Origin of the sequence: Pelosinus fermentans JBW45, from assembly GCF_000271665.2 — a bacterium.
In the GTDB taxonomy this organism is placed as follows: domain Bacteria; phylum Bacillota; class Negativicutes; order DSM-13327; family DSM-13327; genus Pelosinus; species Pelosinus baikalensis.
The window spans coordinates 2,416,068-2,439,121 of sequence record NZ_CP010978.1 but is presented as its reverse complement, the minus strand read 5'-3'; the positions used below and the strand labels follow the sequence as shown (position 1 = coordinate 2,439,121).

The window sequence follows — 23,054 nt, the reverse complement described above, 5'->3', positions numbered from 1 at the left end:
ATAACGCTATTTTCTTCTTCAGTTATGTGTAAAACCATTATGCAGCTATGGGAGAGTTTTTAATTGATCAATCGGCCAAAATATCATAACCGCTTTTCCCTTTATCATTTCCAGAGGTACAAAACCAACATCACGGAAACGACTATCCTCCGAATTGTTACGATTGTCCCCCATAACAAAAACATGTCCTGCAGGCACGGTAGCCAGAGGGTAGGATCCACGGGTTTTTTCTAAAATATAAGTTTCATTCAATAATTGACCATTTAAAAATACACGGCCTTCTTTTATTTCAATAGTATCACCAGCTACCGCAATTACCCTCTTAATAAAATCACGACTTGGGTCTTTAGGATAGCGAAATACTAATACATCACCTTTTTCAGGTGCTTTAAAGCGATAAATGAATTTATTCACTACTAATCTCTCACTGTTTACCAGCGTAGGACGCATAGAAGGACCTTCGACCATATAGAGCTCAACGATAAAATAGCGAATAAAAAACGCTAATACGACAGCAATAAGTATCGAGACTATCCAATCTTTTACCTCTTCGCCTAAATTAGTATTACTCATGATTAATCCTCCTTCGTAAATGAAGAAAAGGGACTGAAAACAGTCCCAAACAAAAGCTACCGTCTTTCTTTAATACGAGCTGCTTTACCTTTGAGTTTACGCAGATAGTATAATTTTGCACGGCGTACGATACCTTTACGTACTACTTCAATTTTTTCCAAACGTGGAGAATGTACAGGGAAAGTACGTTCTACACCAATGTTGTAAGAAACACGTCTAACTGTGAAAGTTTCCCGGATACCGCCATTATTTCTGGCAATAACAACACCTTCAAACAATTGAATACGCTCACGGGTACCCTCAACAACTTTAACATGGACTCGTACAGTATCTCCCGGTTTAAAAGCCGGAATATCCTGACGTAATTGTTCTTGTTCTAATGCTTGAATCATATTCATATCTATTTTTCCTCCTTATCCTAGACGTTCATGCCAATCCACTATTACATTGTGCAGAGGACCGTCCGTCACACCTTAAAAATTATAACATACCAATACTATAAACTCAAGCAGATTATAAGGTTATAGTATATATTATGATTCCCACCATTTCTCACCTAATAATCGATCCAAAATAATCGCCACTGCCGCTCTTACTGGCAAGTGATTATAATCACCAGGGCCATAAATAGGTTCTAATGTAAAATCAAACTTTTCCATTACAGACTTTTCAATCCCCCAGCCAGTACCAAATAAAATGAGATAAGGGCGGTCTGCCAGTTCAATCTGCTTCCGCATTTTCTTATAAGATATGGTATTGGGAAATGTACGGGCATCAGTAGTAATAATAAACGGTTTTACACCTTCAGACTCCGTAATGTATTCTACAGCACTTTGAATATCAGTCTTAATATCTAAAACACGAAACGCTTCACGACGATCAGGATTATATTCACCACCATAACCATGCTGCCAGTAATCCATAATCTCTTGTGCTAACATCGTTTGGCTTTCATGTGGATGGATAATAAAATATTTTTTTATATCATAGGTTCGTGAAGTACGCGCAATGTCATGAATATCAAAATTAGTAATGGCCGTAGTAATAATTTCATCGTTTTTATTATATATAGGATGGTGTACCAAGCCGAGATAAATTGGTAAAGCCATATTAGTCTCCAGTCTGCTCAGCTATGATTTCCGCTAATAATTTAGCATCATCTGGGCTTAACTCTTTATTTTTCAACAACTCTGGTCTACGTTCAAGAGTATTTTTTAGCGCTTGTTTATTACGCCATCTCTTAATTTTTGCATGATCCCCTGATAATAATACCTCAGGAGCTACCATTCCTTCAAAATCCCGTGGACGAGTATATTGAGGATATTCTAGCAAACCATTATAAAAAGAATCTTGGGGAGCTGAGCTACTAGATCCAAGCACACCTGGTAACATTCTAGCTACTGAATCAACAATTACCATCGCTGGCAATTCTCCACCAGTCAATACATAATCACCAATGGATATGCTTTCATCAACTAAGTGCAATCGTACTCGCTCATCAATTCCCTCATAATGTCCGCATAATAAAATAAGTTGCTCATAGCCAGCTAATTCTTTAACTTTTTCTTGGTCCAGTCTATAGCCCCCTGGACACATTAGAATCACTCGTCGATTGGTGATATTACTTGAGGTAATGATATTTTCCACGGATCGAAAGATGGGATCTGGCTTCATTACCATACCCGCTCCTCCACCGAAAGGATAGTCATCAACAATATTGTGTTTATTAAAAGCAAAATCACGAGGATTTGTTACATTAATCTTTAATACATCAGCTTCTTGTGCTCGTTTTAAAATACTATGTCCCAAAGGACCAGTAAACATTTCAGGAAATAAAGAAACAATGTCAATCTGCATCGCTTTCCCATACTTCCTGTAATTTTACAATCATTTTTCCATCTGGGATATTAATTTTTAAGACAACTGTTTTTAATGCTGGAATTAGTAACGGCTTTTTATCTTTTTGCTCAACAATGTATACATCATTACTACCTGTTTCCAAAACATCTGTAACTTTTCCCAGGTATTCATCTTCTTCCGTAAACACTTCTAAACCAACAATATCAAAGATATAATAATGTCCCGTAGGTAACGGAACTAAATCCTTATGCTCTATTTGGATTAGTTTACCTCGTAAATGCTCTATTGCATTTCGATCATTCATATCACGAAATTTCAATAAAACAAATTGTTGATGATATCTGACACTTTCAATTGGTAAATTCGTTCCATCATCAAGCTGTGCACTTTTCAGTTCACGAAATCGCTCAGGAAAATCGGTAAGCGGCATAACACGAACTTCACCACGCACTCCTTGAGGAGCAATAATTTTTCCAATAACTATCATATTATCATTCATAATGATTAGTTTCTAAAAGCGATAACTTTGCCATCTTCTAGCAAAATTTCAGCATTCATATATGTATGTAAGTCATCGCCTACTTTTACAGTCACGATTTGTTCTAAAGTTCCTTGAGAAATTTCTGCACCAAGTTCTAATTGAGCTGTTTCTTTTAGTTTCTCCGTCATATGATTTTTAAATTCAAGACGTTTTTGTGTTTCACCATCAATTTGTTGCCGAAGTGCAGTCAGTCCTTGAGCATCTTGCTTTGCTTGTTCACTCATCATACGTTTTGCATGAAATTCAATCTGTTGTAGTTCTACATCAGCCTTGCGGATATTTTCTTGAATTTCAGCAGCTAGGTTCTTTTTAAGCTGTTCTGTAACTTTAGCTTTAATCGTGACTGGACATTTTAACGTAATACTATCCATGTGTGATCACTCTCCTAATGTTGTTGGAAAAGGCTCATCTGCAATGCTACGCTGAAGAAATGTATTTTACTACACAGTACTTCTATACGCAACTTGCATCTGAACCTTTTCTAATAGTTTGTATCATTTAATAGTGTAATTATACATATTAAATGATTTCTATCATTATTTTCTTATTTTCACGAGTAGCGGCAGCTTTGACAACAGTACGCATTGCTTTAGCAATACGTCCCTGCTTGCCAATCACTTTCCCCATATCTTCAGGGGCTACATGCAACTCATAAATAGTGGTATCAGCATCGACAGACTCTGTGACACTCACTTGTTCCTGATTTTTAACTAACGCTTTGGCGATGACCCCAACTAATGTTTTCATAGTTCATTACGCCTCTTTCTTCGTACGCTTTAGTTCATCCCATTTTTTCATAATACCAGCTTTGCTGAAAAGAGCTTTAACGGTATCAGTAGGTTGCGCACCTTTTTGCATCCAACTGATGGCTTTATCTTCATCAATTTTAACAATTGCAGGTTCAACAGTGGAATCATAATGTCCTAAAGTTTCGATAGAACGTCCATCACGAGGAGCACGAGAATCAGCCACAACTACACGGTAGAAAGGGTTTTTCTTCGCACCCATACGCATTAAACGAATTTTTACTGCCACAAAAATCACCTCCTTCATAGAATATCCATTTTTTAATTATTTCATAAAGGGTAATTTAAAACCACCAAAAGATTTTTTACCACTTTTCTGCATATCTTGAAAACGCTTCATCATTTTTTTTGCTTCCGCAAATTGTTTGAGTAATTTATTGACATCTTGCACTCTAGTGCCACTCCCCATAGCAATACGCTTACGACGACTGCCATTTATAAGCGAAGCGTCACGTCGTTCTTTCTTAGTCATCGAACGTATAATAGCTTCCGTACGTGTCAATTCTTTCTCATCAATTTCAACATCTTTTAATTTTTTCAAATCACCCATGCCAGGTAACATACCCAATATTTGGTCTAAAGGACCTAGCTTACGCACTTGCTGTAATTGGCTTAAAAAATCATCTAAGTTAAAATCATCTTTACGTAACTTCTTTTCCATCTCTTTGGCTTGTTCCAAATCAATGGAAGTACCAGCCTTTTCGATTAAGCTAAGGACATCCCCCATCCCTAAGATACGTGATGCCATACGATCTGGATGAAAGATTTCAAGAGCATCTAATTTTTCGCCCATACCCGTAAATTTAATTGGACAGCCGGTAACGGCTTTAATGGATAATGCTGCGCCACCACGAGCATCCCCATCTAGTTTAGTAAGAATCACACCATCTAATCCTAAATCCTTATTAAAAGACTCTGCTACTGTAACAGAGTCTTGCCCTGTCATAGCATCCACTACTAATAAGATTTCATGTGGTTTTACTTTTGTTTTGATTGATTTTAATTCCTGCATTAAATCTTCATTAATGTGTAAACGACCAGCAGTATCAATAATCACTGTATCTCTAGCATAAGAAGTGGCATATTCAATTGCTTTTTGTGCAATCAACACCGCATCTTTGCATTCGTCCACCGTAAAGACAGGTATATCCAATTGTCCGCCTAAAACTTGCAATTGTTTTATAGCAGCAGGACGATATATATCCGCAGCTACTAATAAAGGTCGTTTGCTTTGCTTTTTAAGTAAGTGAGCTAATTTACCTGCGGTAGTTGTCTTACCAGCACCTTGTAACCCAACAAGCATAATGATCGTCGGAGGGCGTGAAGAAACCGTAATGCGGCTTTGCGTACCACCCATAAGAGCGGTCAGTTCATCATTAACTATTTTTACTACAAATTGGGCAGGTGTTAGGCTTTGCATCACTTCTTGCCCAATTGCTTTTTCTTTTATATTCGCGATAAAATCCTTAACAACTTTAAAGTTAACATCAGCCTCTAATAAAGCCATTCGTACTTCACGCATTGCCTCATTAATATCTGTTTCCGATAACTTACCTTTACCCCGTAGTTTCTTAAACGTTTCTTGTAACTTGTCGGCTAACCCTTCAAAAACCATACTACACCTCTTTTGAATAGTCTAATAAACAATTCAATTCTTGTAGTGCCAAACGTAACGTAGGTACTTGCTGTACTTCTTTTGGCAACTCATGCATCAATTCATATATATGTTGTATAGCCTGTTGTTCACGTTGGTGTTTTTCAACAAACTTAAGTTTTTCTTCATATTCTGTAAGCACCTGTTCAGCCCTTTTTAAAATATCATGGACTGCTTGTCTTGTTACCCCTAATTCATCAGCAATTTCAGCCAGTGATAAATCATTTAGGTGATGCATTTCTATAGCAAGCTGTTGTTTTTTAGTCAACAAAGCACCATAAAAATCAAATAATAAAATAATACGCAATATTTTATCTAACAGTTTTTATCACCTCTTGCCTGACAAGGGAAAATACTTTACAGACCATATTATAAAATAAAATGTATTTGCTGTCAAGTATTTTTACTTGTCACCAAATAATGCCTCTGCAAATTCCTGCGGCACGAAAGGCCGTAAGTCACCGACGCCTTCTCCTACTCCAATCCATTTTACAGGTACATTCAGCTCAGACTTAATCGCAATGACTACTCCGCCTTTTGCAGTACCATCTAGCTTAGTGAGTACAATTCCTGTCAATGGTATTGCTTCTCCAAATAGTTTTGCTTGATTAATAGCATTTTGCCCCGTTGTTGCGTCCAAGACTAGCAGGGTTTCATGAGGAGCATCAGGAATCTCACGGCTGGTTATACGTCCGATTTTTTTTAATTCTTCCATTAAATTCGATTTTGTATGTAGTCTTCCAGCTGTATCAATAATAACAATATCAGCTTTCTTAGCTCTAGCAGATTGCACTGCGTCAAAAGCCACCGCAGCAGGATCAGAACCTTCCTTATGCTTAATGATTTCAGAACCCGTTCTCGTTCCCCATATTTCTAACTGATCAATAGCAGCTGCACGAAAGGTATCCGCTGCTGCCAATATTACTTTATACCCCTGCTCTTTGTAATATTGACCTAACTTTCCTATCGTCGTCGTCTTACCTACACCATTCACACCAACAACAACAATTACAGTAGGAGGAGCAGCAGCAAGTTTGATCTCATTACTATCTTCTGTCAGCATTTCGCTGATTTTATTTTGTAAAAAAGGTTTTAAATCCTCAGGACCATTAATATCTTTACTCTTGATACCTTTTTTGATATCAGTCATTAATTTGGCAGTTGTATGCACACCTACATCCGCCGATAATAATACGGCCTCCAAATCATCAAGAAACTCATCATCAATGGTTGCATATCCAACCACCAATTGTTCAATCTTCTCCGTGAAATTCTTTCTAGTCTTTTCTAAACCAGCTTTTAATTTTCCCAAAAAACCCATATTATATTCCTCCAGTTCAACTACTTTATTTCATCTGTTAATTTAACAGAAACTAAACGTGATATACCTGATTGTTCCATCGTAATTCCATGTATAATATCAGCAGCCTCCATTGTCCCCTTGCGATGAGTAACAACGATGAATTGAGTATGGCGAGCATAATCACGTAAAAACTCACGTAATCGATCGATATTTGCTTCATCTAGAGGTGCATCGATTTCATCTACCACAATAAATGGAGCAGGACGATAAGCTAAGAAAGAAAATAACAGAGCAATCACCGTAAGAGCTCGTTCACCGCCTGATAGTAATATTAAGTTCTGCATTTTTTTCCCGGGTGGCTGTACGCTAATTTCTATACCTGTATGTAGAATATTATCAGGGTCAACTAATTTTAATTGGGCTTGTCCACCACCAAACAAACGAGAAAAAATATCGGAAAAATGTTCATTAATTTTGGTAAAAGCGATTAAAAATTTAGTTGACATTGTTTTGTCAATATCGGCAATAATCGAGGCCAAATATTCTTTAGCAGATGTTAAATCTTGAAATTGATTTTTAAGAAAATCACATCGTTCTTGTAAACGAATATAATCTTCTACTGCGCCATGATTTACTGGCCCTAGTATCATAAGTTCTTTTTCTAAGTTTTTTATTAACTTGCTAATAGAATCTAAGCTTTCAGTACGGCAAAGTTCTTTTGCCTGATCGATCGTAAGGCAAAACTGTTGCTCTAGCTGTTCTAAAGATCGTGTAACTTCAAAACTATATTTAGTTGCCAAAAGTTCACTCTCATGTAGACGAGTTTGTACTTCATGGTGGTTACGCCTCAAATCTTTTAGTTCTTTTTCCAGGTTTTGCATTTCTACCAATAAATTAAGCTTTATTCCATAGTGATTTTTATGATGTTGCTCATAGTTGATCTTTTCTTCTGTGAGTGTTTTAAATTTTGAAGAGGTATCAGATAACTCTTGGCCGGACTGTAATATTTGCGCTGCAATGTCAGTGCGTTCTGCAAACAACTGTTGAAGCTGCTCTTGTAGTAATTGCTTAGCTTGTTCTGATTGCTCACAATTGGCAACAAACCCAGCAATTTCTTGCTGCACTGCTGTAATGTCAATTTTAAGATCAGTGAGACTCGTCTGCAATATATCTTTTGAAGCTTGCAACTCTTTACATTTTTGCTGTTCTAGCGCAATTGTCTGCTTGTGCTGGCCATCACGGTTTTCTAAAGAAACAATCCTTGCTTTACACTGAGATAAAGTGACCTCTAACTGCTCTTTTTCTCGTGAGCATGCAGCTCTATCATTATTAATAGTAGTAATTGCTAAAGTGATCCGCTTTATATCAAATTGCATTTTATCAGTATGAACCGTAATTTCAGCTTGACGAACATCCATCTGCTGACGCTGTTCTTGAATCGCAGCCAGCTCATAATTAATATTTTGTACCTCAGCTCTAACGTTTATTACCTTTTCTTGCATTGCCTCGAAACTATTTCGTCCCTCATCTAATTTTAACTTAATGGCAGTGATTTCATTATTACGCCCTAAAAAACTAGTTTCTCGCTTACCCGTGCTGCCACCTGTCATCGAACCACCTGGATTTAATACTTCGCCGTCTAATGTAACGATTTTTACCGAAAAGCCGGATTGCTTAGCGATGGTAAGAGCAATCTCAACGTCTTTTGCTATAATCGTACGTCCCAATAAAAACTCAATTACTTTGCGATAACGTGAATCACAAGTTACAAGATCAGCAGCAAATCCTAATGAGCCATTCATTTTAGCAGCAGCTATTTCTGTATCTCTAGGTTTAAAAGGTTTAATCGTATTTAAAGGTAAAAAGGTAGCTCGTCCTAAGCGCTCCGTCTTTAGAAAATGCATGGCCTCTTTAGCGATGTCGGAATTCTCCGTAATAATGTGTTGTAGCGCCCCACCTAATGCAATTTCAATGGCCGTAACATATTCATCAGGCACTGTAATCGTTTGCGCCACTGCACCACAAATCCCTCTATGCCAAGGAGCGTCACTTTTCAGAATACTTTTTATTCCACGAGCAAAGCCTTCATAGTCATTTTGCATGTTCGATAAAATTTTGAACCGGGATTGTAATTCGTTTACCTGTCTAGTCAATTGTTGTTCTTGATGCAAGAATTGTTGTAAGGTATCCTCAGTATTTTTTTTCTTGATTTGCAAGGCGTTATTTTCTTGATTTAATTTTGTAATCTTAACTTGTATTGCCTCTTGCTCTGCCAAGAGAGATGTATATGCTGATTCTGCTTGCTGTAACTGGGTCTGGTAACCCTGATATTCTTGATCAAAGTTAAGTTCCCGAGTTTCGATTCTTACAATATCATTTTTAATTGTCACAAGTTTATTTCGTTCTTCAACAATTTCTTGTAAAAATGTAAGAGTTTTGTCTTTACTAGATTCTAACTGCTTTCCTGCTTGTTCTAAACTAGTAACTATATTTTGATAGAGCACATTTTTGTCAATTAAGATTTGTTGCAGATTCTCTGTGAACTTTTTTTTCTCAATTAGAATTTCATTTACTTCACTATATTTTTTCTCAAGTTCATTTTTTTGTTTTCCGACACGGATTTCTTCATCACTTACACGCTCTTGATTACGTTTTCCTTGACTGATTCGTTCTTCTAGTACAGCAACCTTACCATGAATTCTTTCTAGTTCTGTTTCTGCCTCATTTATAAAATTCGTATAAGAAGTAAGTTTTTCTTCTACTTGTATTAACTCAGTTGCCAATTTCTCTTTATCAGTTTCTTTTAAATTCAAATTTGTACTTACAGTAAGTTCATTTTCTGTTAAATGCTCTTTCTGCAAGTTGGCACTTTCTATTATTTTCTCAGACTTGTCTAATGTGCTAAGCAGTAATGTCACTTGACAAGATGTTAGTTCGGTCTTAAGAGTATTATACTGCTTTGTCTTTTCAGCACTTTCTCTAAGTGGAACAAGTTGATCTTCAATTTCATTTGTAATATCGGACACTCGAATGAGATTTTGAGTAGTATCTTCTAATTTGCGCATTGCATCTTTTTTTCGTTGTTTGTACTTGGAAATACCAGCTGATTCTTCAAATAATAAACGCCGCTCTTCTGGCTTGCTATTTAGAACTTCATCGACTTTATTTTGTCCAATGACAGTCATCGCATCCCTGCCTAGACCTGTATCAGCCAATAATTCATATATGTCTTTTAAACGGCATGCTGCTTTATTGATGAAATATTCACTATCACCAGATCGGAAGACTCGCCTAGTAATGATAACTTCACTAAAATCTAAGGGTAGGGTACCATCACTGTTATCAAAAATTACGGATACTTCAGCTGCACCTAAAGGTCTGCGACCTAAGCTACCAGAAAATATTACATCTTCCATTTTTGTGCTGCGTAGATTGCGAACACTTTGTTCACCAAGAACCCAACGAATCGCATCGGAAATATTACTTTTTCCGCTGCCATTTGGACCTACAATAGCAGTAATACCATTGCCAAATTCTATTTCTGTTTTATCTGCAAAAGATTTAAACCCATATGCTTCAAGCCTACGTAACAGCAAACTAAATCACCACACAATATTATTATATCTAACTTTAGAATTTTACCATGCGTTGGTTGTTTATACAATAAACTTAAGTAAAAAACCTGCTTGCTGAGCAAACAGGCATATTTACGAAATTAAAAAGCTATATTAATTTCAACTTCGATTAGGTCCCTGATTACGCTTAGGAATTTAGCACTAAAATCAATTGTTACCTGGGTTCCACAATAAAACGAATCGCAGTGCGCTGTTCACCATCAATAATGATTTCGGCAAAGGCAGGAATTGCAATTAGATTAATACCATTGGGTGCAACAAATCCACGAGAAATTGCAATTGCTTTGATGGCTTGATTCACTGCGCCGGCACCTACTGCTTGGACTTCCGCAGAACCTTTTTCTCTTAACACTGCAGCTAAGGCACCTGCTACCGATTTAGGATTTGACTGTGCAGATACTTTGAGCACATCCATTAGCTAACCTCCTTTTGGTATCAGGACGTATTACAATACATGATATTCTCTGGATTTTCCAGAAATACCTTTTTTTATAATTTAAATAAAAAATATCATTTTTTTATTAAGTACATAATATAGATTGTTATACTCAAATCCTATTTCATCCTTATTATGACCATCTTGTTTTAGAATAAGATGGTCAATACCATAGATATGCTTTACTTGTTTTATATTTTGATTAGAAATGCCTCTAATTTTAGAAGTATCACGAGAATGATGATGGATAATGATAGGATCATTCTTGTCCATAGGAAGAATCGACTCTATGAAATGGGCTAGCATGCAATAAAAAATATAGGAATCTACCATTTCTCCAAATGCAGGATGGTAGGGGCCAGCCAATACAATATTGCCTTTGTCCAAATCTTCTGTTGCTTGCAAGCCAGTACGAATCGTTAATATCCCCTGCTGTTCAAAAAATAATTTTAAATAGGCGCTACGAATAATTCCTGCTGATAAAGATAAAGCCTTATAACTTCCATCATCATACCTAGTAGCCAGTTGAGTATTGGCAATGACTAAAGTAGGGTAAATACGCACAAAGTCTGGAACAAGCTTAATAACACCATATGCAGTATGAATCAAACTGTTCCAATCTTCTAAAGGTAAACCTGGCATTAATTGAATGCCACAGGTTATATTCATTTTTTTTATAAGGTTCATTGCCTGAAATACATGTAGTGCATTATGCCCCCGAGCGCTCGCCTCCAATACAGTATTATCCAAAGATTGCACTCCTAATTCAATGATAGATACTCCAAACTTTTTAAGATTTTCCAAAATCCTATGTGTAATACAATCCGGACGGGTTGAAAGACGAATCCCATGAATTTTCTTGTTTATTAAAGCTGTATATGCCGGTTCTAATAATTCTGACTGCATACTAAGAGGCAAGGCAGTAAAACTGCCACCATAAAAGGCCACTTCGATGTGCCTTTTTTCTGTGATTCTTGCCAAATGTTCATCAATGATAGCCTGTACTTCCTGATGCCTTACAGGAGTATCTCTACCCGTAATTTTTCGTTGATTACAAAAAATACAACTATGTTTACAACCATAATGTGGAATAAATATAGGTATAATATAATGTCTCATAAACACTCCTTCGCTATTTCCCAATTCAAGACTCAATCAATTTCTAATTATAAATAATAATTAATATAGACGACCATATGGTCGCCTACATTAATTATTATTTATAATTCCTAACTTCACTAATGCTTGCTTTGCAGCATATTGTTCAGCCTCTTTTTTACTTTTACCTAAACCCTTACCAAATAAATCTGTATTTACTAAAACAATTACTTCAAATAGTTTATTATGATCAGGACCATTTTCAGAGATAATCTCATAGGTGATCTTACTGTCGTTTTTCTTTTGAACAACCTCTTGCAGTACGGTCTTATAGTCCTTCACGTATTCGCCACGTGCAACTAAGTGTAAATCAGCCTGAAGCTGTCTTAATACAAAATTACTAACCTGAAGAAAACCGCTATCTAAGTATATAGCACCAATTACAGCTTCAAATGAATCTGCCAAAATAGACACGCGTTCACGGCCACCTGAGCTAGTCTCACCTTTTCCTAAAAATAAATATTCTCCAATACCAAGTTCAGCAGCACACCGAGCCAAAGTAGGCTCGCAGACAATTACTGCTCGAGCCTTTGTCAATTCCCCTTCAGGAAGGTGACTAAATTGGCGAAATAAATATTCACTAACAATCAAATCTAATACAGCATCACCGAGAAATTCCAACCGTTCATTATGAGAAATTAGTGTTTTTTTACACTCATTCGCATAAGAAGTGTGGGTAAGAGCTTGATGCAATAAATTGATATCTGTAAATTGCACACCTAATGTATTCGATAACCTGGATAATGCGTCCATTCTTTTTTTCGTAAGCATTTCAATCATATCATATTAATTTTCGAATTTTTTTAATAAGATAGTTGCGTTATGTCCGCCAAAACCTAAAGAATTAGATAATGCTACATTTACGACTTGTTTGCGAGATGTATGAGGAACATAATCCAAGTCCATTTCTTCATCGGGCGCATCACAATTAATAGTAGGAGGAATCATATCATTTTCCAAGGTTAAAACAGTAGCAATACATTCGATGCCACCTGCTGCACCTAGTAAATGTCCAGTCATGGATTTGATAGAGCTAACAGCTAATTTATATGCATGCTCACCAAATAATGATTTGATTGCCAATGTTTCATTTTTGTCATTAAGAGGAGTCGAAGTACCATGGGCATTAATGTAATCAACAGCTTCTGGAGCAATACCAGCATCTTTAAGAGCCATCTCCATACATTTTGCTGCCTGTGCTCCTTCAGGGGCAGGTGCAGTAATGTGATAAGCATCAGCATTAAAACCATAACCGATAACTTCTGCGTAAATATGTGCGCCTCTGGCAACTGCGTGTTCTAACGATTCAAGAATAACCACACCTGCTCCCTCACCCATTACAAAGCCATTACGGTCTTTGTCAAAAGGGCGTGAAGCTTTTTCTGGTTCATCATTACGCGTTGACAGGGCTTTCATTGAGCAAAAACCAGCTACTGCAATAGGAGAAATAGCCGCTTCCGTACCACCAGCCACCATGACATCTGCATCGCCGCGTTGAATGACTTTAAAAGCATCACCAATTGCATTAGTTCCTGTTGCACAAGCTGTAGTTACACAACTACATGGACCTTGTAAACCAAAGGTAATCGATGTTTGTCCAGCAGCCATGTTACCAATCATCATTGGGATAAAAAACGGACTGATACGATTTGGTCCTTTATCAAATAAATTTTTGTATTGTTCATTTAATGTATCCATTCCACCAATACCAGTACCAATCATAGTGCCAATACGGGTACGATCTTCGGTTTCCAAATTAATTCCTGAATCTTCAAATGCCATTTTACTAGCAGCAACAGCAAATTGAGTAAAGGGGTCCATGCGTTTCGCTTCTTTTTTATCAATATATTTTGCGGGATCAAAATCTTTAACCTCACCAGCAATCTGGGTAGTATATTCACTCGCATCAAAATGAGTGATTTTACCGATACCAGATTTACCGTTTAAAAGAGACTGCCAGAATTCATCTTTACCAATTCCGATAGGTGTTATCGCACCTAATCCTGTTACCACAACTCGTTTTTTCAAACGGAATCACCTCACGTTAATTTATAACTTCAACCTCTGCAAGAAGTCTATTGAAAATCTCTTTAACAGGTAGTATTTCATCTATCTTATGAATGTACTCACCGGTAAATACTAATCCAGTTTCTACATCACCCTGTTGAGCGCGAATTAATGCCTTAATAATGCAAAAGTTCTTTTTACAATGTTTTAAACAAGCATCACAGCTTTCAGGAATCGGTGCAGTACCTTCAATAATTTTCTCTGCAAATGGATTCAATAAAGCGCGACCAGGCATCCCCACTGGACTGTTGATTTCCACAATATCTTCTGGTCTAGCTTTTAAATAAAATGCTTTTAAAGCAGGAGCAGCATTTGATTCCTCACTGGCAGCAAATCTCGTTCCCATTTGCACGCCATCTGCACCCAGCCTTAGTGTATCAACAATATCTTGACCGCTAATGATGCCACCAGCACCAATCACTGGTATTTTTACTGCATTTTTTATGCTAGGAAGTAATGAATGTAGGGGTTGATCTGTACCTAAATGTCCACCAGCTTCTTTACCTTCAACAATTACGGCAGAAGCGCCTAATGATTCCGAAATTTTTGCTAATTTTGCAGAAGAGACAATGGGTACAATCGGTGTACCTGATTCTTTTCCTAATCCAAACATATCGCGAGAAAATCCCGCACCTGCGACTACCAAATCAATACCTTCTTCAATTGCAGTTTTTACAAGACCTGCAAATTCTCTTGCTGCAACCATTGCATTGATGCCAATGATACCTGTACTAGTAAGTGAACGCGCTAAGCGAATCTCTTTGCGCAACTCATCAAAACTCATACCAGAAGCAGCAATTAGCCCAATACCACCAGCTTCACCTACAGCAGCTGCTAAAGGAGCTGTCGAAATTCGAATTGCCATACCACCTTGTATGATGGGTATTTTTGCTACTAAATTACCTATTTTAAGTTCTGGAAGTTTCAAGTTATAACTCCTCCATTCGATAGGACATTGTCTTTTAAGAAAGTCCCGCGAAAAAATCATTATTTCACGGGACTTTCCATTTTTAATACTAGAAAATTAACCTTGTTTTTCTTTTTCTATGTACTCTACCGCATCTTTTACAGCTTTAATTTTTTCAGCAATTTCATCAGGAATCTCAATGTTAAATTCCTCTTCAAAGGCCATAATTAACTCAACGATGTCAAGAGAGTCAGCACCTAAATCATCTATAAAAGTAGAATCCATAGTAACATCAGCTTCATCAACACCAAGTTGTTCTACTGAAATTTGTTTAACTTTTTCAAATGTTGTCACGATATTCACCTCCTTTCAAAGGCAAGGATTTACATTAACATACCACCATCAACGTTCAATGTTTGACCCGTAATATAATTTGCCGAGTCTGACGCTAAGAACGTCACAGCAGCTGCAACATCTTCAGGACTACCTAATCTTCCGGCAGGTATTTTTTCAGTTAATTCCGTCTTAACTTGATCAGATAAAACAGCAGTCATGTCTGTACTAATAAACCCTGGAGCAATCGCATTTACAGTAATGCCTCTCGAAGCCAATTCTTTAGCCATCGATTTAGTAAATCCAATGACGCCAGCTTTAGCTGCAGCATAATTTGCTTGACCTGCGTTCCCCATTAAACCAACAACAGATGTCATATTGATAATTTTACCGGCTTTTTGCTTCATCATAATGCGAGAAACAGCTTTTGTACAAACAAAGACACCTTTTAAATTGATATTCATAACTGCATCCCAATCTTCCTCTTTCATTCGCATTAAAAGATTGTCACGAGTAATTCCAGCATTATTTACTAAAATATCAATTTTACCAAAAGTATTAATTGTTTCTTTAACCATCGCATCTACTGCTTCCACATCACCAACGTCTGCTTTTACAATAATCCCTTGACCACCAGCAGCGACTATTATGTTTTTAACTTCCTCTGCTGCTGCTTCATTACCAGCATAGTTAATTACAACTTTGGCGCCTAATTTTGCTAATTCAATTGCAACAGAACGGCCAATACCTCTAGAAGCACCAGTGATAATTGCAACTTTTCCATCTAAATGCATTTTAACGAACCTCCTTGAAATAATCAAGGGTTTTTTCTAAACTACTACTATCTTCTACATTTAAATTCGCTATTTCTTTAGCAATTTTTTTAGTAAAAGATGATAATACCTTTCCAGGGCCCACTTCAATAAACGTATCAGCACCAAATTTTACGATCTCGGCTACACACTCTTCCCACTCTACAGGATGATCTGCTTGCTTCACTAAAGAAACTTCAATATCCTGACTCTTGGTAAGAGTTTGTCCATTAACATTAGCTACAACTGGGATTACTGCGTCATTGATCGTTATTTTACTTAACTCTACTGCTAACTTCTCAGCAGCTGGTTTCATTAATGTACTATGAAAAGGAGCACTTACAGGTAGTATTACAGCTCGTTTCGCACCAGCCGTTTTTAACATTTCGGCTGCTTTCTCAACGGCCTTAGTCCTTCCCGCAATAACGATTTGCCCCGGACAATTAAAATTCACAGCTTGGACAGCGCCAAATTCAGCCTCTGCTTTTTGGCAAATAGCAATAACAGTTTGACGATCGCTGCCAAGTATTGCTGCCATACTACCTTCCCCCAATGGAACTGCTTCTTGCATAAACAATCCACGTTTGCGGACCAATTGTACAGCATCACTAAAAGAGATCGCACCAGCTGCCACTAAAGCAGAATATTCACCTAGGCTATGTCCAGCTACAATTGTAGGTACGATACCATGTCCTTTTAGTACTTCATATAAAGCAATACTGACTGTCAAAATGGCAGGTTGTGTATTCACTGTTTTGCGCAATTCATCCTCTGGACCATTAAAGCACATATGAGTAATTGAAAATCCTAATGCCTCATCTGCCGCCTGAAATACCCTTTTAGCTACATCAAAGTTTTCATATAATTCTTTTCCCATTCCTACCGTTTGCGAGCCTTGACCAGGAAAAACAAAAGCTATCTTTTTCATATTATACCTTCCCTTTAACTATAGTTAAATATTATCAGATATACCAGATAAAACCTTTGGAAGACCGTTAACTAAATCTTGGATAATCTCTTCTACAGACTTAATATCTGTAATCATACCTGAGATTTGTCCAACCATAACAGAACCATGATCTACATCGCCTTCACGAGCAGCTATGCGTAGTTTACCTGCACCTAACTGTTCAAGCTCTTCAGGGGAAGATCCATTTTTTTCCATAGCATGATATTCACGGGTAAATTTATTGGTAAGCACCCTTACAGGATGACCAGTTGCAATGCCAGTTACAATTGTAGAACGATCTTTTGCTTTTAAAATAGCATTTTTATAATTAGAATGTGCAATACATTCTAAAGATGCCACAAAACGAGTACCGATTTGAACACCTTGAGCCCCTAAGGCTAAAGCTGCTGCCATGCCTCTACTATCGGCGATACCACCTGCTGCAATTACAGGTACACTTACTGCATCGACAATTTGAGGAATCAAAGACATGGTACTGATTTCGCCAACATGACCGCCACTTTCCTGCCCCTCAGCAATAATAGCATCTACACCCGTCCGCTCCAATCTTTTAGCTAATGCTACAGAAGCAACCACAGGTATGATTCTACTACCGATCTCTTTTAAAGCTGGTATATACTCTGCCGGGTTACCAGCACCCGTAGTAATTACTGCTACTTTCTCATCGATCACTACTTGCATCACTTCTTTTACAAATGGTGACATAAGCATGATATTAACACCAAAAACTTTTTTGGTCAACGATTTTGTTTTCTGTATTTCCCTGCGAAGCACATCTGGTGGCATATGACCAGCGCCAATAATGCCTAAGCCACCAGCATTGGAAACAGCAGCAGCAAGTTCAGCAGTAGCTACCCAAGCCATTCCACCTTGCAATATAGGATACTTAATATTTAACACTTGGCAAAGTTTATTTTTCAACAGCTTTATCCTCCTTGTACCATTTGATGACACAAGATGCCCATGTAAGTCCTGCACCAAATCCAACTAATACAACTATATCATCATTTTTAAGCCTACCATTTTTCATTGCTTCATCCATTGCAAGAGGAATGGATGCAGCGGAAGTATTACCATAATTATCAACATTTATAACGACTTTTTCCATAGGCAGCTTTAATCGTTTAGCAGCGGATTGAATAATTCTAATATTTGCTTGATGAGGAATTAAACAATCTACATCCGTGTGAGATAAACCTGAATTTTCTAAAGCCTTAACCGCAGCTTCTCCCATTACTTTAACAGCAAATTTAAAAACATCATTTCCACTCATTTGAAGATAATGCAAACGCTGCCCAATGCTCTCATTTGTAGCTGGAATACGTGAACCACCTGCAGGCATTTTTAATAGTTCTCCACCTGAGCCATCAGCACCAAGTTCAACTCCTAAAATTCCATAACCTGCAGGAACCTCTCCTAAAACTACGGCTCCAGCACCATCACCGAATAGCACGCAAGTATTGCGGTCATTCCAGTCAAGAATAGTTGATAATGTTTCTGCCCCAATAACCAAAATCTTTTTATACAATCCGGTTTTAATAAATTGGCTACCGGTTACCAGACCATAGGCAAAACCAGAACATCCTGCTGATAAATCAAAAGCAGCTGCTTTACTAGCCTTGATTTTATCTTGTACCAGACATGCAGTAGAAGGAAACAACATGTCTGGAGTAGCCGTAGCCACAATAATCAAGTCAATTTCATCTGCAGTTACACCAGCATCCAGTAAAGCTCTTTCAGCAGCCAGAGCTGCCAAGGAAGAAGTAGCAACCCCCGGTTCAACAATATGACGTTGCTTTATACCAGTTCGGCTAACAATCCACTCATCAGAAGTCTCGACTATTTTTTCCAAATCTTTATTTGTAACTATTTTCTCAGGGGCATAGCTGCCGATACCAATAATACCTACCCCTTTATTCATCTCCTGCATTCGTAACAACTCCTTCCCGTGCAATATTTTCACTTATATGTTCAACAACATTATTTTGTGTAAATTCAGTCGCAACTCTAATTGCATTTTTTATAGCTTTTGCCTTAGAACTTCCATGGCAAATAATAAAACACCCATTAACACCCAAAAGAGGAGCTCCTCCGTATTCTGCATAATCAAGCTTTCGTTTTAAGCCTTTTAATGCAGGTAAAACCATTAATGATGCCATTTTGGTTAAAATGCCGCTATTTTTAATACTCTCTTTTATCAACTGCATAATAGCGCTACTTAAACCTTCTCCCAATTTTAATACTACATTACCTACAAAACCATCACACACAACTACATCAACAGTTCCTTTAGGAACATCTCTTCCCTCTACATTACCAATAAAGTTAACTGTTTGCAATTGCTTTAAAAGCGGGTACGTAGCTAAAGCTTGCTCATTTCCCTTCGTTTCTTCTTCACCTATATTTAACAAACCCACACGAGGAGTTTTTATATCCAAAATATATTGAGCATAAATAGAGCCCATAATTGCACTTTGTACTAAATGTTTTGGCTTACAATCCACATTAGCACCAGAATCTAATAATACAGTTGTGCCCGTAAGATTCGGAATAGGAGTAGCAATGGTGGGTCTTTCCACACCAGGGATGCGTCCAAGTCCGAATAATGCAGCCGCTACTGCGGCACCTGTACTACCTGCTGAAACAACGGCATCACATAAACCCTCTTTAACTAAACGTGTAGCCACAACAATCGATGCATCCTTTTTCTTACGAGCTGCTGCTCCAGGATGTTCATGCATTTCAATTGTTTCGCTAGCGTGCTGGACACTGATATTTAAATGTTTCCACTGCCCTGCTTTATCCAATACTTTTTTAATTTGGATTTCGTCTCCAACTAAAACAATTTCACATTGATACTCGCTAGCGGCTTGTATTGCTCCTAATACAATTTCTTCCGGTGCATAGTCGCTACCCATGGCATCAACGGCAACTTTCATTGATAGTCTCCCTTTCATGGTTCTAAAGATACCATAATAAATTTAGCACGAAATACTTCCTGCTTTTCATTTCTAGTTTTTACCCAAATAAACGATTTATTTCCACGTTTTCTGATTACTTCAGCTTTCGCTATTAACTTTTCTCCAACGTGAATTGGCATTTTATATTTTACATTCGCAACACCAGTCAGTGCTGTAGGCGCATCAATAACGGCAAGAGCTAAGGAATTTGCTTGCGAGAACACATAATGCCCACGAGCAATCTGCGTTTTTTCAAAAACCATTTCAGGCGTTATATGTAAAATGGAGATTCCTTGTTTATCCAACTCTAAATCAATTAAATCGCCTACAATTTCATTACTGGCAATTGCCTTTAATTTATCTTGAGCACGTTCTGCCATTTGTTTCGTACGTTCTCGCAATTCAGGAATACCTAACTCCAAGCGATCTAGTCGCAAAGTTTGAATACTTACATTTAGCAATACTGCTAATTCGCCATCCGTAAGAAATGGGTTTGAATCTATTTTTTCCTTAAGTATTTCTTGTCGTAGTTTTTTATGAATTCGCGCCATCATATCACCCAGTTTTATTTCATTACACTAGTTTTTAGTAGTTGCTACTATAACCAGTTACTATTATAATCACTTAGCAAATAAAAAGCAAGAAAAAAACAGTGAGCAAGAAAAAAGTTCAAGTAACTCTTATCTTGCTCACTAAGTAAGATCTTATTCTGCTTTTGCTTTTATAACTACCTTACCATTGTAATGACCACATTCAGGACAAACTCTATGAGGCATTTTCAATTCGTGACATTGTGGACATGCTACAAAGCCAGGAACGGTTAATTTCCAATTCGCACGACGTTTGTCACGACGAGCTTTGGACATCTTACGCTTAGGTACTGCCATTTACTACACACCTCCTTAACAGGGTTTCAATTATGGTTATCGAATAAATAAATTTCAAGCAACGCAGTTAGAAAAGCCTTTAAATTTCACTTTAAAAGTTTTTGCAGTACTGCGAGTCTTGGATCGATTAACTTACCCTGACAACCGCATTGCGCAGTATTAAGATTAATACCACAATGAGGACACAATCCTCGACAAGTTTCACTACATAAGCTTTTCAATGGTTCTGCTAATATTAAGCTTTCACGCACTAAATCGGCAATATCAATTTCATCACCAGTATAACAAGCCAAATCAACTTCATCATCAATAGCTTCATCAATAGCTTGCTGATAGTTATCACTAAAAGGAATTTCCATATTTGCAGAAAAATCCTCTAAACAGCAACTACATTGATATTGAGCATTAGCAGAGATCATACCTTCAACAGCTATTACTCGTCCATTATTTATCAATTTGCCTTCAACGTGTATAACACTACTCTTCCAAGGAGTTTCACCCTCGATAGCTAGTTCTTCAGCAGAAGTGACAAATTCAAATGTTTGTTCATTACCAATAGCCTTTTTAGCCTGTAAGACATTAATTTTCATCATTTTCCACCTCAACCTTCATTAATTATAGCTACCCCTCTATATTTTGTCAACAAGAAAAGGCTTGGCTAACACCAAGTCTTTTCTTATCGACAATAATATTACTTAGTACAAATACTTTTTGTATCTCGAGCGATCATTAATTCTTCATTTGTAGGAATTACAAACAATTTTACTTTAGAGCCGTCAGTACTAATTTCTCTTTCTTTACCACGAACATTATTTTTTTCATAATCAATTTTAGTATTCAAATATTCCAAACCCTTTGAAATATTTTCACGCATTTCGATAGAGTTCTCACCAACACCAGCTGTAAAGATGATTGCATCAACGCCATTCATTGCCGCTGCATAGCTGCCAACAAACTTTACAACCTCATATGTAAACATATCCAATGCCAATTGAGCACGTTCATTCCCCTCTTGGGCGGCTTTTTCAATATCTCTAAAGTCACTTGATACTCCAGAAACTCCTAAAACACCTGATTTTTTATTAATGTAAGTATCAATTTCTTCCATAGTCATATTTTCTTTTTTCATCAAAAATGGAATAATAGCTGGATCGATATTACCACAGCGGGTTCCCATCAAAAGTCCTTCTAGTGGTGTGAACCCCATACTGGTATCAACACATTTTCCATTTTCAATGGCAGCTACGCTAGATCCGTTACCTAAATGACAAGTAATAATTTTTAAATCATTATAATCTTTACCCATTAAGTCAGCAACTCGTTGTGACACATACTTGTGAGAAGTTCCATGGAAGCCATAACGTCGAATGCCATATTTCTCATACGCTTCATAAGGCAATCCATACATGAAAGCTTTCTTAGGCATTGTTTGATGAAAAGCAGTATCAAACACTACAACTTGTGGTATTCCTGGCATTAATTCAGTGCAAGCATTAATTCCTGCAATACTTGGTGGGTTATGAAGAGGTGCCATTTCGATACAATCTTCAATTGCCTTTATTACACCTGCATCTACCATCACAGAGTCAGAAAATTTTTCACCGCCATGAATACCACGATGTCCAATCGCATCAATTTCCTTCATGCTAGAAATGACTCCATGTTTGGCATCAGTTAATGCCTCTAATACTAAGCTAATACCGATTGTATGATTTGAAATATTAGCATTAATAACAACTTTTTCTTTGTCAGCAGGCTGATGAGTTAACACTGCTCCATCTAAACCGATACGTTCAACTAACCCCTTTGCTACTACTGACTCATCATTCATCTCAAATAATTGATATTTGATAGAAGAACTTCCGCAATTCACTACTAAAACTTTCATAATTCAATTCCTCCTCGCATTCTTCTCTTCTTTACTATTCTCTTTATACGATCATACAAGTACTTAAGTTTCGACACAGTACTATTTTTTCCTTTAATTTTATACAAAGTAACTAAAAAAAACTGTTTTTCTATAGTATTAGCAATTTTCTTTTATAAATTACAAAAAGAAATAGAGATCTGGGTATTTTTATTTATATTTGTAGAGTTTTATCAGTATAATGGATATTATAACTGAATACACAGTTATAATAATCTTTTGAAA

General features: G+C 37.1%; 27 protein-coding genes. All 27 read right to left on the bottom strand.

Annotated features, from left to right (window positions below):
- Positions 1 to 45 precede the first annotated feature (45 nt).
- Entirely contained in the window at positions 46 to 573 is a 528-nt protein-coding gene (gene lepB / locus JBW_RS10640) for a signal peptidase I (RefSeq protein ID WP_007952932.1), read from the bottom strand.
- 56 nt (positions 574 to 629) lie between these two features.
- Positions 630 to 971, bottom strand: coding sequence for a 50S ribosomal protein L19 (gene rplS / locus JBW_RS10635; protein WP_007952934.1), 342 nt, complete (start codon positions 969 to 971; stop codon positions 630 to 632).
- A 135-nt stretch (positions 972 to 1,106) separates the two neighbouring features.
- Positions 1,107 to 1,682, bottom strand: coding sequence for an RNA methyltransferase (locus JBW_RS10630; protein WP_007952936.1), 576 nt, complete (start codon positions 1,680 to 1,682; stop codon positions 1,107 to 1,109).
- A 1-nt stretch (position 1,683) separates the two neighbouring features.
- Entirely contained in the window at positions 1,684 to 2,430 is a 747-nt protein-coding gene (gene trmD, locus JBW_RS10625; RefSeq protein WP_007952938.1) for a tRNA (guanosine(37)-N1)-methyltransferase TrmD, read from the bottom strand.
- Entirely contained in the window at positions 2,420 to 2,932 is a 513-nt protein-coding gene (rimM, locus tag JBW_RS10620) for a ribosome maturation factor RimM (protein WP_007952940.1), read from the bottom strand. Before rimM ends, trmD begins: the two co-directional genes overlap by 11 nt.
- 5 nt (positions 2,933 to 2,937) lie before the next feature.
- On the bottom strand, positions 2,938 to 3,345 hold the full coding sequence (locus JBW_RS10615; RefSeq protein WP_007952942.1) for a YlqD family protein: 408 nt from the start codon (positions 3,343 to 3,345) through the stop codon (positions 2,938 to 2,940).
- Positions 3,346 to 3,493: 148 nt separating this feature from the next.
- Complete coding sequence (locus tag JBW_RS10610) at positions 3,494 to 3,721, bottom strand: KH domain-containing protein (protein WP_007934558.1); 228 nt, start codon at positions 3,719 to 3,721, stop codon at positions 3,494 to 3,496.
- A gap of 6 nt (positions 3,722 to 3,727) precedes the next feature.
- The gene (gene rpsP, locus JBW_RS10605) at positions 3,728 to 4,009 is read right to left on the bottom strand and encodes a 30S ribosomal protein S16 (RefSeq protein ID WP_007934559.1); all 282 of its coding nucleotides are present in this window, start codon (positions 4,007 to 4,009) and stop codon (positions 3,728 to 3,730) included.
- 36 nt (positions 4,010 to 4,045) lie between these two features.
- Entirely contained in the window at positions 4,046 to 5,395 is a 1,350-nt protein-coding gene (gene ffh / locus JBW_RS10600) for a signal recognition particle protein (protein ID WP_007952945.1), read from the bottom strand.
- A gap of 1 nt (position 5,396) precedes the next feature.
- The gene (gene ylxM, locus JBW_RS10595) at positions 5,397 to 5,741 is read right to left on the bottom strand and encodes a YlxM family DNA-binding protein (RefSeq protein ID WP_007952947.1); all 345 of its coding nucleotides are present in this window, start codon (positions 5,739 to 5,741) and stop codon (positions 5,397 to 5,399) included.
- Between the two features lie 96 nt (positions 5,742 to 5,837).
- Entirely contained in the window at positions 5,838 to 6,755 is a 918-nt protein-coding gene (gene ftsY, locus JBW_RS10590) for a signal recognition particle-docking protein FtsY (RefSeq protein WP_007952950.1), read from the bottom strand.
- 20 nt (positions 6,756 to 6,775) lie between these two features.
- Positions 6,776 to 10,333, bottom strand: a complete 3,558-nt coding sequence (gene smc / locus JBW_RS10585) for a chromosome segregation protein SMC (RefSeq protein WP_007952951.1) — start codon at positions 10,331 to 10,333, stop codon at positions 6,776 to 6,778.
- A gap of 193 nt (positions 10,334 to 10,526) precedes the next feature.
- Positions 10,527 to 10,787, bottom strand: a complete 261-nt coding sequence (locus tag JBW_RS10580) for a stage V sporulation protein S (RefSeq protein ID WP_007934571.1) — start codon at positions 10,785 to 10,787, stop codon at positions 10,527 to 10,529.
- An 81-nt stretch (positions 10,788 to 10,868) separates the two neighbouring features.
- A complete protein-coding gene (locus JBW_RS10575) occupies positions 10,869 to 11,927 on the bottom strand; it encodes an elongator complex protein 3 (RefSeq protein ID WP_007952960.1) in 1,059 nt (352 codons plus the stop codon).
- Between the two features lie 90 nt (positions 11,928 to 12,017).
- Positions 12,018 to 12,746: a ribonuclease III gene (rnc, locus tag JBW_RS10570; protein WP_007952962.1), complete on the bottom strand. Its 729-nt coding sequence runs from the start codon at positions 12,744 to 12,746 to the stop codon at positions 12,018 to 12,020.
- A 6-nt stretch (positions 12,747 to 12,752) separates the two neighbouring features.
- On the bottom strand, positions 12,753 to 13,994 hold the full coding sequence (gene fabF / locus JBW_RS10565; RefSeq protein WP_007952964.1) for a beta-ketoacyl-ACP synthase II: 1,242 nt from the start codon (positions 13,992 to 13,994) through the stop codon (positions 12,753 to 12,755).
- A gap of 16 nt (positions 13,995 to 14,010) precedes the next feature.
- Positions 14,011 to 14,961, bottom strand: a complete 951-nt coding sequence (locus JBW_RS10560) for an NAD(P)H-dependent flavin oxidoreductase (protein WP_007952965.1) — start codon at positions 14,959 to 14,961, stop codon at positions 14,011 to 14,013.
- Positions 14,962 to 15,057: 96 nt separating this feature from the next.
- Positions 15,058 to 15,294 carry an acyl carrier protein gene (locus JBW_RS10555; protein WP_007952966.1) on the bottom strand — a complete coding sequence of 79 codons (237 nt, stop codon included), beginning with the start codon at positions 15,292 to 15,294 and terminating at the stop codon, positions 15,058 to 15,060.
- 29 nt (positions 15,295 to 15,323) lie between these two features.
- Positions 15,324 to 16,067: a 3-oxoacyl-[acyl-carrier-protein] reductase gene (gene fabG, locus JBW_RS10550; RefSeq protein ID WP_007952967.1), complete on the bottom strand. Its 744-nt coding sequence runs from the start codon at positions 16,065 to 16,067 to the stop codon at positions 15,324 to 15,326.
- Between the two features lies 1 nt (position 16,068).
- Positions 16,069 to 17,013: an ACP S-malonyltransferase gene (gene fabD / locus JBW_RS10545; protein ID WP_007952968.1), complete on the bottom strand. Its 945-nt coding sequence runs from the start codon at positions 17,011 to 17,013 to the stop codon at positions 16,069 to 16,071.
- Between the two features lie 24 nt (positions 17,014 to 17,037).
- Positions 17,038 to 17,976: an enoyl-[acyl-carrier-protein] reductase FabK gene (gene fabK, locus JBW_RS10540; RefSeq protein ID WP_007952969.1), complete on the bottom strand. Its 939-nt coding sequence runs from the start codon at positions 17,974 to 17,976 to the stop codon at positions 17,038 to 17,040.
- A complete protein-coding gene (locus tag JBW_RS10535) occupies positions 17,966 to 18,985 on the bottom strand; it encodes a beta-ketoacyl-ACP synthase III (RefSeq protein WP_007952970.1) in 1,020 nt (339 codons plus the stop codon). Before JBW_RS10535 ends, fabK begins: the two co-directional genes overlap by 11 nt.
- Entirely contained in the window at positions 18,969 to 19,994 is a 1,026-nt protein-coding gene (plsX, locus tag JBW_RS10530; protein ID WP_007952971.1) for a phosphate acyltransferase PlsX, read from the bottom strand. The genes JBW_RS10535 and plsX overlap by 17 nt, the downstream gene beginning before the upstream one ends.
- Positions 19,995 to 20,008: 14 nt before the next feature.
- Entirely contained in the window at positions 20,009 to 20,569 is a 561-nt protein-coding gene (gene fapR, locus JBW_RS10525; RefSeq protein WP_007952972.1) for a transcription factor FapR, read from the bottom strand.
- Positions 20,570 to 20,719: 150 nt separating this feature from the next.
- The gene (gene rpmF / locus JBW_RS10520) at positions 20,720 to 20,902 is read right to left on the bottom strand and encodes a 50S ribosomal protein L32 (RefSeq protein WP_007934595.1); all 183 of its coding nucleotides are present in this window, start codon (positions 20,900 to 20,902) and stop codon (positions 20,720 to 20,722) included.
- A gap of 86 nt (positions 20,903 to 20,988) precedes the next feature.
- A complete protein-coding gene (locus tag JBW_RS10515) occupies positions 20,989 to 21,495 on the bottom strand; it encodes a YceD family protein (protein ID WP_235334182.1) in 507 nt (168 codons plus the stop codon).
- Positions 21,496 to 21,593: 98 nt separating this feature from the next.
- Positions 21,594 to 22,790: an acetate/propionate family kinase gene (locus JBW_RS10510; RefSeq protein ID WP_007952975.1), complete on the bottom strand. Its 1,197-nt coding sequence runs from the start codon at positions 22,788 to 22,790 to the stop codon at positions 21,594 to 21,596.
- Positions 22,791 to 23,054 lie beyond the last annotated feature (264 nt).